Origin of the sequence: Streptomyces sp. Pv4-95 (assembly GCF_045782725.1) — a bacterium.
Lineage (GTDB): Bacteria > Actinomycetota > Actinomycetes > Streptomycetales > Streptomycetaceae > Streptomyces.
Genome location: NZ_CP127172.1, coordinates 3,721,933 through 3,735,449 on the forward strand (window position 1 = coordinate 3,721,933; position 13,517 = coordinate 3,735,449).

The 13,517-nt window shown below is 70.9% G+C and carries 18 protein-coding genes; 7 read left to right on the forward strand and 11 right to left on the reverse strand.

Annotated features, from left to right (window positions below; translation table 11 throughout):
* Positions 1-53: 53 nt before the first annotated feature.
* The gene (locus tag QOM21_RS16325) at positions 54-812 is read right to left on the reverse strand and encodes a MerR family transcriptional regulator (RefSeq protein ID WP_407550836.1); all 759 of its coding nucleotides are present in this window, start codon (positions 810-812) and stop codon (positions 54-56) included.
* 113 nt (positions 813-925) lie between these two features.
* Between QOM21_RS16325 and leuE the strand changes: the two genes are divergently transcribed.
* The 3 genes from leuE (at position 926) to QOM21_RS16340 (ending at position 3,787) form a co-directional block, all read left to right on the forward strand.
* Positions 926-1,594 (forward strand): leucine efflux protein LeuE, encoded by a 669-nt coding sequence (leuE, locus tag QOM21_RS16330; protein WP_407550838.1) that lies wholly within the window; start codon positions 926-928, stop codon positions 1,592-1,594.
* A 138-nt stretch (positions 1,595-1,732) separates the two neighbouring features.
* The gene (wrbA, locus tag QOM21_RS16335) at positions 1,733-2,356 is read left to right on the forward strand and encodes an NAD(P)H:quinone oxidoreductase (protein ID WP_407550839.1); all 624 of its coding nucleotides are present in this window, start codon (positions 1,733-1,735) and stop codon (positions 2,354-2,356) included.
* 15 nt (positions 2,357-2,371) lie between these two features.
* Positions 2,372-3,787: a glutamate decarboxylase gene (locus QOM21_RS16340; protein WP_407550841.1), complete on the forward strand. Its 1,416-nt coding sequence runs from the start codon at positions 2,372-2,374 to the stop codon at positions 3,785-3,787.
* Positions 3,788-3,891: 104 nt separating this feature from the next.
* Here QOM21_RS16340 and QOM21_RS16345 read toward each other — a convergent pair whose 3' ends face one another.
* The 4 genes from QOM21_RS16345 to QOM21_RS16360 all read right to left on the reverse strand — a co-directional run bounded on the left by QOM21_RS16345 (position 3,892) and on the right by QOM21_RS16360 (position 7,868).
* Positions 3,892-4,596, reverse strand: a complete 705-nt coding sequence (locus QOM21_RS16345) for a PadR family transcriptional regulator (protein WP_407550843.1) — start codon at positions 4,594-4,596, stop codon at positions 3,892-3,894.
* 177 nt (positions 4,597-4,773) lie between these two features.
* Positions 4,774-5,331: a DinB family protein gene (locus QOM21_RS16350; RefSeq protein WP_407550845.1), complete on the reverse strand. Its 558-nt coding sequence runs from the start codon at positions 5,329-5,331 to the stop codon at positions 4,774-4,776.
* Between the two features lie 131 nt (positions 5,332-5,462).
* Positions 5,463-6,920 carry an aldehyde dehydrogenase family protein gene (locus tag QOM21_RS16355; protein WP_407550846.1) on the reverse strand — a complete coding sequence of 486 codons (1,458 nt, stop codon included), beginning with the start codon at positions 6,918-6,920 and terminating at the stop codon, positions 5,463-5,465.
* Positions 6,921-7,004: 84 nt separating this feature from the next.
* Positions 7,005-7,868: a helix-turn-helix domain-containing protein gene (locus QOM21_RS16360; RefSeq protein WP_407550848.1), complete on the reverse strand. Its 864-nt coding sequence runs from the start codon at positions 7,866-7,868 to the stop codon at positions 7,005-7,007.
* A gap of 313 nt (positions 7,869-8,181) precedes the next feature.
* Here QOM21_RS16360 and QOM21_RS16365 point away from each other — a divergent pair, with 313 nt between their 5' ends.
* Positions 8,182-8,664 carry an ATP-binding protein gene (locus QOM21_RS16365; protein WP_407550849.1) on the forward strand — a complete coding sequence of 161 codons (483 nt, stop codon included), beginning with the start codon at positions 8,182-8,184 and terminating at the stop codon, positions 8,662-8,664.
* Positions 8,665-8,769: 105 nt separating this feature from the next.
* Here QOM21_RS16365 and QOM21_RS16370 read toward each other — a convergent pair whose 3' ends face one another.
* The 5 genes from QOM21_RS16370 to rpmG all read right to left on the reverse strand — a co-directional run bounded on the left by QOM21_RS16370 (position 8,770) and on the right by rpmG (position 11,177).
* Entirely contained in the window at positions 8,770-9,009 is a 240-nt protein-coding gene (locus QOM21_RS16370; RefSeq protein WP_407550851.1) for a DUF397 domain-containing protein, read from the reverse strand.
* 266 nt (positions 9,010-9,275) lie between these two features.
* Entirely contained in the window at positions 9,276-9,512 is a 237-nt protein-coding gene (gene rpsR, locus QOM21_RS16375; protein WP_407550852.1) for a 30S ribosomal protein S18, read from the reverse strand.
* Positions 9,513-9,604: 92 nt separating this feature from the next.
* Positions 9,605-10,753, reverse strand: coding sequence for a CobW family GTP-binding protein (locus tag QOM21_RS16380; RefSeq protein ID WP_407550854.1), 1,149 nt, complete (start codon positions 10,751-10,753; stop codon positions 9,605-9,607).
* The gene (locus tag QOM21_RS16385) at positions 10,753-11,007 is read right to left on the reverse strand and encodes a type B 50S ribosomal protein L31 (protein ID WP_407550856.1); all 255 of its coding nucleotides are present in this window, start codon (positions 11,005-11,007) and stop codon (positions 10,753-10,755) included. Before QOM21_RS16385 ends, QOM21_RS16380 begins: the two co-directional genes overlap by 1 nt.
* 5 nt (positions 11,008-11,012) lie before the next feature.
* Positions 11,013-11,177, reverse strand: coding sequence for a 50S ribosomal protein L33 (gene rpmG / locus QOM21_RS16390; RefSeq protein ID WP_407550858.1), 165 nt, complete (start codon positions 11,175-11,177; stop codon positions 11,013-11,015).
* A gap of 70 nt (positions 11,178-11,247) precedes the next feature.
* Between rpmG and rpmB the strand changes: the two genes are divergently transcribed.
* The 3 genes from rpmB (at position 11,248) to tatA (ending at position 12,134) form a co-directional block, all read left to right on the forward strand.
* The gene (gene rpmB, locus QOM21_RS16395; RefSeq protein WP_407550860.1) at positions 11,248-11,484 is read left to right on the forward strand and encodes a 50S ribosomal protein L28; all 237 of its coding nucleotides are present in this window, start codon (positions 11,248-11,250) and stop codon (positions 11,482-11,484) included.
* On the forward strand, positions 11,484-11,789 hold the full coding sequence (gene rpsN, locus QOM21_RS16400) for a 30S ribosomal protein S14 (protein WP_407550862.1): 306 nt from the start codon (positions 11,484-11,486) through the stop codon (positions 11,787-11,789). Before rpmB ends, rpsN begins: the two co-directional genes overlap by 1 nt.
* A 111-nt stretch (positions 11,790-11,900) precedes the next feature.
* Positions 11,901-12,134, forward strand: coding sequence for a Sec-independent protein translocase subunit TatA (gene tatA, locus QOM21_RS16405; RefSeq protein WP_407550864.1), 234 nt, complete (start codon positions 11,901-11,903; stop codon positions 12,132-12,134).
* A 39-nt stretch (positions 12,135-12,173) separates the two neighbouring features.
* On the opposite strand, the gene QOM21_RS16410 is transcribed toward tatA, so the two are convergent.
* Positions 12,174-13,019, reverse strand: coding sequence for a nitrilase-related carbon-nitrogen hydrolase (locus tag QOM21_RS16410; RefSeq protein ID WP_407550865.1), 846 nt, complete (start codon positions 13,017-13,019; stop codon positions 12,174-12,176).
* Positions 13,020-13,517: the final 498 nt, after the last annotated feature.

Consider the following 13,517-nt stretch of genomic DNA (forward strand, 5'->3'; position numbering starts at 1 on the left):
GCCGTCCCGGCGCGGCGGTACGGGCCGAAGGCGCGCCCCCGGCCCGTACCGGATCACACACGGCGCACGGCATTGGCCAGGATCGCGTCGCGCAGGTAGCCGGCCAGGCCCGTCCTGATCTCCTCGTAGGTGGCCGTGAACCGCTCGTCCGCGACGTACATCTCGCCGAGCCCGGTGTGCATCTCGTAGGTGCAGTCGTAGTAGGCGCCGCAGAGGAACCGCCGGTGCTCCTCGGCGACGTCCGTCGCCGCCTCGGAGTCCGCCGCCACGCCCTGATCGAGCAGGTCCGCCATGCGGTGGTGGATGGCCTCGAGTTCCGCCGTCAGCCGCTGCCAGTCCTCCTTGCGGTACCCCGCCGTGCGGCGCTGCGACTCCTGGTAGGCGTCGGTGCCGCCCCAGCGGCGCTCGGCCTCCTCCGCGTACTGGTCGGGGTCGAAGTCGCCGAAGACCTCGAACTTCTCCTCGGGTGTGAGCCGAACCTTCATCCTTCGTGCCTCCATCGCTCGTTCGACGGCGGCGGCCATCTCCTGGAGCCTGCCGATCCGGGCGCTCAGCAGCTCGTGCTGATGCCGCAGGTGCTCCTGCGGGTCCGCGTCGGGGTCGTCCAGAAGTGCCGCGACCTCATCGAGCGGAAAGCCCAGCTCCCGGTAGAACAGGATCTGCTGCAGCCGGTCCAGATCGGCCTCGGCGTAGCGCCGGTGACCTGCGTGGTTGCGTGCGCCGGGCGCCAGCAGCCCGATCTCGTCGTAGTGGTGCAGGGTGCGCACCGTGACGCCGGAGAACCCGGCGACCTGCCCTACCGAATAGCTCACTTCCGCTCCTTCCGGTACGCACGCCACGATGTGTCCTCACGTCACGTGAGGTGCAAGTCCGGATGCTGAAAGCCCGGTGAAGGGGGCGGGCCCGGGATGACATCCTGCCGCCCATGCTGGGAATAACCGATCTGTCCACCTACCTGGTGGGGCTCGCGCTGATCATTCTGCTGCCGGGCCCGAACTCGCTGTATGTCGTCTCGGTGGCCGCGCGGCGCGGTCCGCGGGTGGCGTACCGGGCGGCGGCGGGTGTGCTGTGCGGTGACACCGTGCTCATGACGCTCTCCGCGGGCGGGGTGGCGTCGCTGCTGCAGACCAGCCCGGTTCTCTTCGCGATCGTGAAGTTTGCCGGGGCGGGTTATCTGACGTGGCTGGCGGTCGGGATGCTGCGCGGCGCCTGGGCGCTGTGGCGCGGCCGCGAGGCGCGCCGGGCCGCTCGCGACGGCGAGGACGCCGCCGCGGAGGCGAAGGAGACCGTCGAGCGGCCCTACCGCAGGGCGCTGGTGGTCTCGCTGCTCAACCCGAAGGCGATCCTCTTCTTCATCTCGTTCTTCGTGCAGTTCGTGGACCCGTCCTACGCGCACCCGGTGCTGTCGTTCCTGACGCTGGGCGCCTGGGCGCAGCTGTTCAGCCTCACGTACCTGTCGATCCTGATCTTCAGCGGGACGTTCCTGGCGGCGACCTTCCGGCGCCGCCGCCGGCTGTCGGCCGGCCTGTCGGCGGGCGCCGGCGCGGCGTTCCTCGGTTTCGCGGCGAAGCTGTCGATGGCCGGACCGGGCTGAGCCCGACCCGTCGGTCGCCCACGGGCGGGGACGCGCGGCCCCATGGGCCCGCTCCCCGCCCGTTTGCCTTCCCCCGGCCGCCCTCTGGAGGCTCCACCCTCTTTGTCCCCTTATCGTCGGGATCCAGGAGGTGTGCCGATGCCCGTGCATGACGTGAACGTCGCCGTCATCTACTACTCGTCGACGGGCACCGTGGCCGAGCTCGCCCGGCTCATCGCGGACACCGCCGAGCACGCGGGCGCCGACGTACGGCTGCGCAGGACCGCAGAACTCGCTCCGCAGGCCGTCGTCGACGCCTATCCGGCCTGGGCCGCGAACGCCGCCGCGACCGCCGACATCATGGAGGCCGTCCCGGAGGACATGCTCTGGGCGGACGCCGTGATCTTCGGCTCCCCCACCCGCTTCGGCAATGTGTCCGCCCAGCTCAAGCAGTTCCTCGACACCCTGGGCGGCCTCTGGAGGCACGGCCAACTGGCCGACAAGGTCTACAGCGGCTTCACCGCGAGCGCCACCGCGCACGGCGGCCAGGAGTCCACCCTGCTGGCGCTCTACCAGACGATCCACCACTTCGGCGGCATCCTCGTCACGCCCGGCTACACCGACCCGGCGAAGTACACCGACGGCAATCCCTACGGCACCTCGCACACCGGCGGCCCCGACGCGCCGGTCGACGACGACGCGCGCACCGCTGCCCGCATCCAGGCGGCACGCGTGGTGAAGTTCACCAAAGCCATCAAATCCGGCCTCACGCAGGTCGGCTGAGGAGTAGGCGGCCAGATGACTCTCCACAAAGGCGGTTCCGGCGCCGGCCGGCCGGGCACCGGACGCTCGGTCAATCCCTTCTACGGCGAGGCCGATCCGGTATCCGGCATGACCGAGGCGCCCCCGTGGCACAAGCTGCCCGACGGCCCGGTCTCCCCGCACACCGCCTATCAGTTCGTGCACGACGAGCTGATGCTCGACGGCAACTCCCGGCTCAACCTGGCGACCTTCGTCACCACCTGGATGGAGCCGCAGGCGGGCGTCGTGATGGCCGAGTGCCGGGACAAGAACATGATCGACAAGGACGAGTACCCGCGCACCGCGGAGCTGGAGAAGCGCTGCGTGTCGATGCTCGCCGACCTGTGGCACGCGCCCGACCCGGCAACGACCGTCGGCTGCTCCACCACCGGCTCCAGCGAGGCGTGCATGCTCGCGGGGATGGCGCTCAAGCGCCGCTGGACGCAGCGCAACCAGGACCGCTATCCCGCGACCGCCCGGCCGAATCTCGTGATGGGCGCCAACGTCCAGGTCTGCTGGGAGAAGTTCTGCAACTTCTGGGAGGTCGAGGCACGCCAGGTCCCGATGGACGGCGACCGCTTCCACCTCGACGCGGCGACCGCCGCCGAGCTGTGCGACGAGAACACCATCGGCGTGGTGGCGATCCTCGGCTCGACCTTCGACGGCTCCTACGAGCCGGTGGCCGAGATCTGCGCGGCCCTGGACGAGATCCAGGAGCGCAGCGGCTGGGACATCCCCGTCCACGTCGACGGCGCGTCCGGCGCCATGATCGCGCCGTTCCTCGACCCCGATCTGGAGTGGGACTTCCGGCTGCCGCGGGTCGCCTCCATCAACACCTCGGGGCACAAGTACGGCCTGGTCTACCCGGGAGTCGGCTGGGCCCTGTGGCGCGACCAGGAGGCGCTGCCCGAGGAGCTGGTCTTCCGCGTCAACTACCTGGGCGGCGACATGCCGACCTTCGCGCTCAACTTCTCCCGCCCCGGCGCCCAGGTCGCCGCCCAGTACTACACCTTCCTGCGGCTGGGCCGGGACGGCTACCGGGCCGTCCAGCAGGTCACCCGTGACGTGGCTCGCTCGATGGCCGAGCGGATCGCCGCCCTGGGTGACTTCCGGCTGCTCACCCACGGCGATCAGCTGCCGGTCTTCGCCTTCACCACCGCGGACGACGTCACCGCCTTCGACGTCTTCGACGTGTCCCGGCGGATGAAGGAGCGGGGCTGGCTGATTCCCGCCTACACCTTCCCGCCGCACCGCGAGGACCTGTCCGTGCTGCGGGTGGTCTGCCGCAACGGCTTCTCCCACGACCTCGCCGACATGTTCTTGAAGGACCTGGAGGAGCTGCTGACGGAACTCCGGCGCCAGACCGGTCCGTTGGAGCGTCCGGCGAACGTGGCCACCGCCTTCCACCACTGACCTCCCGCCGCAACCGCGCGCGTGCGCGGAGCCGTACGCATTCCCAGATCCCGCGCGGCCCGGACCTCAGCGCCCCGGCCGTCGGTCCTGCGCCGCGCCGCGGCTCAACGCGCCTGCTCACCGGGCTCGGCGCCCGCCTCCGCGCGGCCGTTCCGTTCCTCGCAGGTCTGCTCACCGTCCGGCGAACCGGAACGCCGCGGCGCGTACGGGTTCGCCACCCCGTCCGGGAGCACGCCGACGAACGGCTCCCCCTCGCCCGCGAAGACGTACGCCCCGCCCTCGATCCGCTCGATCAGGCCACGCGTCCACGCGGCTCCGCTGTCCGCGGAGTGCACCCACATGTCCATGATCTCGCCGATGTGACCGAGCTGCCCCGGCCCGCCCTCGGGCGTGTAGTACTCGGTGACCGTGCCCCGCCACTCCTCGAATGCCCGCACCCGCTCCCTGAGCAGCGCGACCGCCTCGGCGCGCGGCAGGTCGACCAGGAAGCCGATGCCCGCGCTGAGCACATCGACCTTCTGGTCGTGCTGGGAGAGCGCCGCGCGCAGCAGCGTGAAGAACTCGGCCTCCCCCGCCGCGGTCAGCTCGTACTCGGTGCGCGGCGGACCGCCGGCCGTGCTCGGCGCGATGTCGTGGGCGAGCAGCAGGCCGTGCTTCGCCATCTGCTTGAGCGCGTGGTAGATCGAACCCGGCTTGGCGTTGGACCATTCGTCGGCGCCCCAGTACTCCAGGTCGTTGCGCACCTGGTAGCCGTGCGCCCGCCCGTGCTGCCGCACGGCACCGAGGACCAACAGCCGGATCGCCGACATCGTCCGCTCAACCCCTCACGCGCGCCGCCGCACCCGTTTGCGGCCGGTGCCGTCAGCCTAGACGGGTGCGGCTATTCAACTTTGACCAAGCCCCGCCCGGCATCCCGGTCCGGCAGCGGGAAGCCCCTGCGGGACCGGGATGTCGGGCGGCCGCCCGCGCGACGCCGGCCGCGCGCCCTACTCCTGCCCGCCCTGCCGCGCCTGCTGCTCCTCGTCGACCAGGGCGAACGCGGTCTTGCCGTCCAGCGACTCGCGGATGATGTCGCCGTGCCCGGCGTGCCGGGCCGTCTCCTCGATCAGGTGCAGGACCAGCCAGCGCATCGACTGCTGCGCCTCCGGCGGGTACCAGGGCGCCGATGGGAGCGGGAAGGTGTCGTTCAGGCTGGGCACGGACCGCACGAACTTCTCGGTCCGCCGGGCGACGGCCTCGTAGAACTCCAGCACGCTGCCCAGCGTCTCGCCGTCCTCCAGCCGGAAGCTCAGGTGCCAGGTGTCCTCGTCCCGCGCGATGGAGTGCGGCAGCTCCTGCGCGGTCTCCACCCAGCCCTGCTCGGTCTCCGCGACGTGCTTGACGAGGCCCGCGAGCGACAGCTCGCTGGCGCTCGGCCGCTGCGCCGCCTGCTCGTCGGTCAGTCCGAGCACCGCGCGCCGCAGGCCGCCCCGCTGCGCCTCCAGGAAGGCCAGGAGCGCGCCGCGCTCGTCGCCATGGGCCTCTGCAACAACGTGAGTGGGCATGGGTCCACCTTTCGTGACATCCCCGGGCGGACCGGCTTCGCGCCACCCGCCTTCCGACATCACTCAACGTACGAGCCCTTGCGGTCAGATCCTGTCCTCAACGGCCGCGCGGCAGGCTGATCCTGAAGTTCTCAGAACGGGAAGGTCGACCGCCCGTGCTGAATGGAGATCCACTTGGTGGTGGTGAAGGCCTCCACCATGGCGTCGCCGTTCAGCCGGCCGACCCCGGAGCTCTTCTCGCCGCCGAACGGCACGATCGGCTCGTCGTGCACCGTGCCGTCGTTGATGTGAATCATCCCGGTCTCGATGCGCTTGGCGAACCGCACCCCGCGCTCGATGTCCCCGGTGTGCACCGCGCCGCTGAGTCCGTACGGCGTGGCGTTGGTGAGCCGTACCGCCTCGTCGTCGCCGTCAAAGGGGATCAGCAGCACCACCGGGCCGAAGATCTCCTGGGTGAGGATCGAGGAGTCCTCCGCCAGCCCGCTCAGCACGCTCGGCGCGACGAGCGTGCCCCGGGTCTCGCCGTGCAGGAGCGCGCTGGCCCCCTCGGCGAGGGCCCGGTCCACCACCGAGGAGACGGCCTCGGCCTGGCCTTCGTTGATCAGCGGGCCGATGTGGGTCTGCGGGTCCGCGGGATCGCCGACCTTCAGGGACGCGACCTTGGCGACGAACTTCTCGGTGAACTCGCGCTCCACCGCGCGGTCCACGAGCACCCGGTTCGCGGCCATGCAGACCTGGCCCTGGTGCACGAATCGGCTGAAGACCGCGGCGTCCACGGCGTAGTCGATATCGGCGTCCTCCAGCACGACGAGCGCGCTGTTCCCGCCCAGCTCCAGCACCGCGTGCTTGAAGTGCGAGGCGGCGACGGTCGCGACATGCCGGCCGACCTTCTCCGACCCGGTGAAGGAGATCGTCTTGGGCACCGGGTGCTCGATGAGCGCGTCGCCGATCTCGGCGATGTCGGTGACGACGACGTTGAGGACGCCCGGCGGCAGCCCGGCCTCCTCGAAGATCTTGGCGACCAGCCCACCGCCGCAGATCGGGGTGTTCTGGTGCGGCTTGAGGACCACGGCGTTACCGAGCGCGATGGCCGGCGCGACGGACTTCATCGACAGCAGGAACGGGAAGTTGAAGGGGCTGATGACGCCGACGACACCGACCGGCAGGCGGTAGAGACGGTTCTCCTTGCCGTCCACCGGCGACGGCAGGATACGGCCCTCGGCGCGCAGCGCCAGCTGGATCGCCTCCCGCAGGAACTCCCTGGCGAGATGCAGTTCGAAGCCCACCTTGGCGCGCGTCCCGCCGACCTCCGCGGCGATCGCCTCGCCCAGCTCCGCCTCGCGGTCGTCGATGATCCGCAGCGCGCGCTCGAAGACGAGCCGCCGGCTGTAGGGGTTGACGGCACCCCACTCGCGCTGCGCCCGCTCGGCGGCGCGGTATGCCTGGTCTATCTCCTCGACGGTGGCGACGGGTATGGACGTCAGCTTCTCGCCGTTGTACGGATTGAAATCGACGATGTCCCACGAGCCACTGCCGGATCGCCACTCGCCGTCGATGAACTGATACGCCAACTCGTCGAAGTAGGACATGCCATCCCGATCTGGAGAACAGGGCACACAGGGCGCCGCGTTGGGGGGTGCTGACTCCTGATGGCTGGTCATCCTACCGGTGCGTCACATCAGTTGGAGTAGACCACGCAAGAGGTCCCGGCTCTCGGCCGGATTCGGCCCCTCCTCCTGGAGGCGGTCCATCGCCCGCGCGTACAGGGCCACCTCTTCGGGCTTGTCCACATACAGCGCGCTGGTCAGCTGCTCCAGATAGACGACGTCCGGCAGACCCGTCTCCGGGAAGCCCAGCATGGTGAAGGCGCCGCTTTCTGCCGCGTGCCCGCCATAGCTGAACGGCATGACCTGCAGGCGCACGTTCGGCCGCTCGGACATCTCGATCAGATGCCGCAGCTGGTCGCGCATGACCTCGCGCTCGCCGTACGGACGGCGCAGCGCGGACTCGTCCAGCACGCAGTGGAACTGCGGCGGGCGCTCCGCGAGCAGCAGCTTCTGGCGCTCCACGCGCAGCGCGACGCGGCGCTCCACATCGGCGGTCGTGGCGTCGGGCATGCCGCGTCTGACCACGGCGTGGGCATAGCTCTCGGTCTGCAACAGGCCGTGCACGAACTGCACTTCATAGGTGCGGATGGCGGAAGTGGCGCCTTCCAGGCCGACATAGGTCTGGAACCAGCCGGGCAGGACATCGGTGTAACTGTGCCACCACCCCGTGACGTTGGCCTCGCGCGCGAGGGAGAGGAGGGCTTCGCGCTCCTGCTGGTCGCCGACCCCGTACAGCGTGAGCAGGTCCTCGACGTCCCGCGCCTTGAAGCTCACCCTGCCCAGCTCCATGCGGCTGATCTTCGACTCCGACGCGCGGATCGAGTAGCCGGCCGCTTCCCGGGTTATGCCACGGGATTCACGCAGCCGGCGAAGCTGCGATCCGAGCAGGATGCGCCGTACCACCGACCCGCTCGACTCGTTAGCGGACACCTCTCGGACCTTCCTGTGACCACACCCCGTCCAACAACGCGCCGCAGTCTGCCACGTTCGCGCTTCGTTGAGTGCTCATCCGGTTACTGATATGTGAGGCCACCGCAAGCTCTCCACAGAAAGCCACGAGAAGAATTGCCCGCGAATCCGTCCGTCCTGGCGCAATCACGGCACGTGCACGTGCATCTGCCCTTGCATCTGTCGTGCCCATTGGGAACCATGGGCGTCGCACGCATGCACGCTCGTGAAAGATCCGCCAGATCCGGCTGACCGGCCAGGGTCATGACGTCCGCGAACGCCAGGAGTGCCTCGCATGGGGACCAAGGTTTTGACCATGCTCGAGCCGTTATGGCAGGGCCTTCCTCCCGTCGACCCCTTGGCCGTCTCCGGATCCGCGTCCTGCACGCTCCCGCCGCGGTACGAATCGGTCGGCGGTGCACGGAAGTTCACCCGCGACACCCTGCACGGCTGGGAGCTGGACGAGCTCTTCGACGGAGTCGCCCTGGTGGTCTCCGAACTCGTCACCAACGCCCTGCGGCACGCGATCCTCGCCGCTCCCGAACGCGCCGATGACACCCCGCCGGCCCGCCTGCACCTGATGCGCTGGTCCTCCCGGCTGATCTGCGCCGTCCGGGACCCCAGCGACTGCTCCCCGGTCGCCGGCGAGGCCGACGAGGCCGCGGAGTCGGGGCGCGGGCTGTATCTCGTGGAAGCCTTCAGCGACAGCTGGGGCTGGCAGCCGCTGTCCGGCGCCGCCCCCGGCAAGATCGTGTGGGCCCTCTTCCGGCTGCCGTAACGGGCTTCATCCCACCGGGCTTCGCCCGCCCTCAGGGCGGCGGGCCCGGCCGTCCGCGTGCGCGCACACCGGTGCGGCGCAGGCGCCGCGGCCGCCCTTCGCGCTCTAGTCGGCCACGAGGTGGTCGAACTCCCCGCCCTTGACGCCGATGAGCATCGACTCGATCTCGGCCGGCGTGTAGACCAGCGCCGGGCCGTCCGGGAAGCGGGAGTTGCGCACCGCGATCTCGCCCCCGGGCAGCTTCGCGAACTCCACGCACGAGCCCTGCGAGTTGCTGTGCCGGCTCTTCTGCCAGACCACGTCACGGAGATCCGTTGCGGCCATGCCGTTGTGTGCGTGAGGCACAGAGGTCTCCCGGGGATAACAGATGGCAACTGCCCGGGATCATAGCTGCGTTCATATGCAGATGCATGCGCAGATGCACGTGCACGACAGCCGGTGCCGAAACGGTCACAGCTCGTCGCATACCGGCCCCACGCCCCGCCGCCGTCGGCCCCCGATGCGGGAGAGCGCGGGCAGGCCCCCTCGGGACCGGCCGCTCCACGCAGCTGGGACGGCCGCCGCGGCGTTCGGGTTCCACCGCGAGCGACCGCCCCGTTCGGCCCCCGCCCTCACCGCGAGGCATACGGCAGCAGCGCCATCTCCCTCGCGTTCTTGACGGCGCGGGCCAGCTGCCGCTGCTGCTGCGCCGTGACGCGGGTGATCCTCCGGCTGCGGATCTTGCCCCGGTCGGAGAGGAACTTCCGCAGCAGAGTGGTGTCCTTGTAGTCGATATAGGTGATCCCGGCCGCATCGAGCGGATTGGGGCGGGGTGCGGGCTTACGACGAGGGTCGTGCCGACGGGTCATGGTGGGGGTTTTCCTTACGGGGTACGGGCAAGGCCGGCCGCTGCCGACGGGGCGCGCCTCGGCGGGCCGCCCCGGTGCGGGAGGCGACCGGGCTACGAAACGGGATCGAGGAGCGCGTCGAAGGCGGGCGGCAGGCTCTTCCATGCCTCCGGTCCGCCCGCGTACTCGGCGTCGGTGAGCACACAGGACCGCAGCAGGGACGCGAGCCCCTCACGGTCCAGGCCGGGCGAGGTGAAGACCAGATGCTGGGCGCGGTCACCGTGCTCTGGGTGCCAGTCCAGCGCGGCGGCGGCCCGCCGCACCGGCGGGACCATCTCCCAGGCGGCGTCCGGCAGCGAAGCCAGCCAGGGACCGGCGTTCTCCACGCAGAGCGCGCCGCCGGCGGCGTCCCAGGACAGCAGGGTGTCCGGGCGGTCGGCCAGCCAGAAGCGGCCCCGGCTGCGCGCGGCCGCACAGGTGAGGTCCTCCAGCGCCGCGTAGAGCCGCTCGGGGTGGAAGGGCCGGGTGTGCTGCCAGACGAGCGTGGCGACGCCCTCCGCATCGGCGTCCTGCGGCAGGAGAGCGCAGGCCGGGTGCTGTCGCGCCGCGGCCGCCTCGACATCGAAGCCGGCCATCGCGACGGGGGCCAACTCGCCCGAATCCACCGCGACCTGATGCGCCGTGGGGTGCAGTTGCGCGAGCAGCGCCAGATCGGCGCCGTCCGCCTCCTCCTCCCCCGGGGCGAGCGCCAGCACCGGCGCGTACTCCAGCTGGCGGGCCCAGGTGTCGGCGACGGTGCGCTGGTCGGAGGCCGCGGCGGCGAGCCCCGCCTCGGCGAGGTCGTCGCCGCAGCCGAGGTAGGGCAGCAGCAGCGCGGGGTCGACGGCGGTGATCACTCCGGTCAGCGCCAGGTTGTCGCTGCCGCAGCCGGTGACCACCTCGGCCATCGCCTTCGGCTCGACCGAGTCCCACAGCTCCACGATCGCCAGCCGGCAGGTGCGGCCCGCGGCCAGCCGCTCCAGCTCGGGCACCAGGTCCTCGCGCAGCGCGCAGCAGGCGCAGTCGTTCACCAGCGGCGCCTCGCCGGTGTCGAGGACACCGCCGCCGTCGCGGACCGTGCGCCGGACGGTGCCGTCCGCGGCCGAGGCGAGGTCGTGGTGGAGGGCGACGCTGCCGGGGACGGTGCGCAGCAGCCGCTCGACGGCGGCCTGCCGCGCCGTTGCGTGCAGGCCGCCCACCAGCACGACGTTGAGCCGCTCCATCAGCGGGCCTCGCGATTGCCGTAGCGGCGCTCGAACCGCTCGACGCGTCCCGCGGTGTCCAGCACCCGGGCGGTGCCGGTGTAGAAGGGGTGGCTCGCCGAGGAGATCTCGACGTCGATGACGGGGTAGGTCCGGCCGTCCTCCCACTCGACGGTCTTGTCACCAGTGGCGGTCGAGCGGGTCAGGAAGGCGAAGCCGGCGGCCCGGTCGCGGAAGACGACGGGCCCGTACGCGGGGTGGATTCCAGGTTTCACGGTGCTCAGCGCTCCTCTCGGAAGGCGACGTGACGGCCGGCGACGGGGTCGTACTTGCGCAGCACGAGGCGGTCGGGGTCGTTACGGCGGTTCTTGCGGGTGACGTACGTGTAGCCGGTACCGGCGGTGGACCGGAGCTTGACGACCGGGCGTAGTTCGTTGCGGGCCATGTGGTTAGTATACGGAAATGGTTTCCATTTTCAATAGGCCCTCCAGGGCCGCGACCGAAGGGACCGCACCTTGTCCGCCCACTGCCAGCTGACCGGACGCAAGCCCGGCTTCGGCAACGCCGTCTCCCACTCGCACCGCCGCACCGCGCGCCGGTTCGACCCGAACATCCAGCGCAAGCGCTACTGGCTGCAGAGCGAGGGCCGGCACATCCGGCTGACGCTGAGCGCCAAGGGCATCAAGACCGTGAGCACGATCGGGATCGAGGCGGCCGTCGCCCGCATCCGGGCACGAGGGGGGAAGGTCTGATGGCGAAGCAGAGCAAGATCGTCAAGAACGAGAAGCGGCGGGCGACCGTCGCGCGCTACGCGGCCCGGCGGGCCCTCCTGAAGGCCGTCATCCGCAATCCGCAGACCCCGCAGGCGGAGCGCGACGCCGCCCGGCACGAGCTGGCCCGCCAGCCCCGGGACGCCAGCCCCACCCGGGTCCGCAACCGCGACAGCGTCGACGGCCGCCCGCGCGGCTACCTCCGCGCCTTCGGCCTCTCCCGCGTACGGCTGCGCGAGCAGGCCCACGCGGGCTACCTGCCGGGCGTACGCAAGTCCAGCTGGTAGGGCCGGCGAGCCACTGCCCGGGCCGGGGCACCCCCGGCCCGGGCAGTGGGACCGTTCGGGTGATACTGGACAGAACGTCCACAGCCACCCCCCGACGAAAGCGAGCCCGCGATGCTCCGGAACGCCTTCGAACCCTGGCACCTGGTCCTGATCATCCTGGCCTTCGTGCTGCTCTTCGGCTCGAAGAAACTGCCCGACATGGCACGCGGCCTCGGCCGCTCGATGCGCATCCTCAAGTCCGAGGCCAAGGCCCTCCAGGACGACGGCCCCGCGGACGCGCCCGGCCAGGAAACCGCCGCGAAGCCCGCCACGGAGCCGCACCCGGAGCCCTCCGCCCGGCACTGACGCCGGGACACCCGGCCCGTCGGCAGCCGCCGGCGCGGCCTAGTGGTCGCCGCCCTCGTCGATCAGCCGCCGTACCTCGCGGTCGATCAGCCCGAGCCTCGCCTCGGCCACCAGCGGCACGGCACGGCGCTGCCGGCGTGCCTCCGCCAGATCGATGTCGACGGTGACCAGCGCGGGCTCCCACTTCGGCGCCTGCGCCACCACCGCGCCCCGCGGATCCACCACCCGCGAGCCGCCCCAGAAGGCCGCGCCGTGCTCGTTGCCGACCCGGTTCACGAAGACCACCCAGCACTGCAGCATCCGCGCCGTGTACGACAGCAGCGTGTCCCAGTAGAGCCCGGTGTCCATCGCCTCCGGGTCCAGACTCGCCGCACTGTTCGTCGGCACGAACAGCACCTCTGCGCCGTCCTGCACCGCCAGCCACGGCAGCACCGGCTGCCATGCGTCATTGCACACCAGCGTCGCGCCCCGGCCCCCGCTCGCCGACTTGCTGAGGTCGTACGCCCGCAGCGACTGCCCGGGGCTGACGTGCTTGCGTTCCTCCCACGCAAGGTAGTTGGGGAGGTAGAGCTTGCGGTGCGCGTGCAGCAGCGCACCGGCCGAGTAGTGCCCCGCGGTGTTGTACGCGCGCAGGCTGGTGTACTCGTGGAAGCCGACCACCACGTCGGGGCCGAGGATGCTCAGTTCCAGCAGCCGGGGGTCGCGTACCTCGACCGAGGAGTCCCGTTCGAGCGCACCCAAGTGGTAGCCGTGCAGGCTGAGTTCGGGGAAGACGACGAGGTCGGCGCTCTGCGCCGCGGCCTGCTCGATCTGCTCGCGGGCCACATCGAGGTTCTCCGCCACATCGCCCAGCACACAGTCCGTCTGCGCCAGCGCCACGCGCATCGCCCACACCTCCCCGATTCATCACCATTTGCGGCTTTCATCAAGTCTGCCAGAGCCGACGCCGCACCGAGCGATGGCGGCCGAGCAGTGACCTTCGGACACCCCCCACGGGTACCCGCCACCCGGTTCGGCGGCGCACACCCCCGCCACTCGGCGCGAACGGAGATCCCGTCGGCGGTCCACCCGGAGCGCCCGGCGTTCGCACCGTCCCAGCGATGCATTCCGGCCGAGTTCAAACCCCCGGAGTGGCAGGTACCACCAATGAGCGAAAGAACGATCCTTCCCGTGCCGCACACCGTTTTCGCGCGTTGATCCCCACGATCCGCCAGACGCCCCGCCGGACGGCTTCCAGCCGCAGCCCCCCGGCGGCAGGGGCGCAGCGGTACACGGTGGAGTCGTCCGGCGATGCCGACGGCCGGCTCGACCGGGTGGTCAAGGCCGAGCGGCCCGCCGGACCCGCTCGGCCGGCCGCCGAGACCACTCCGCGGGCCACGACCG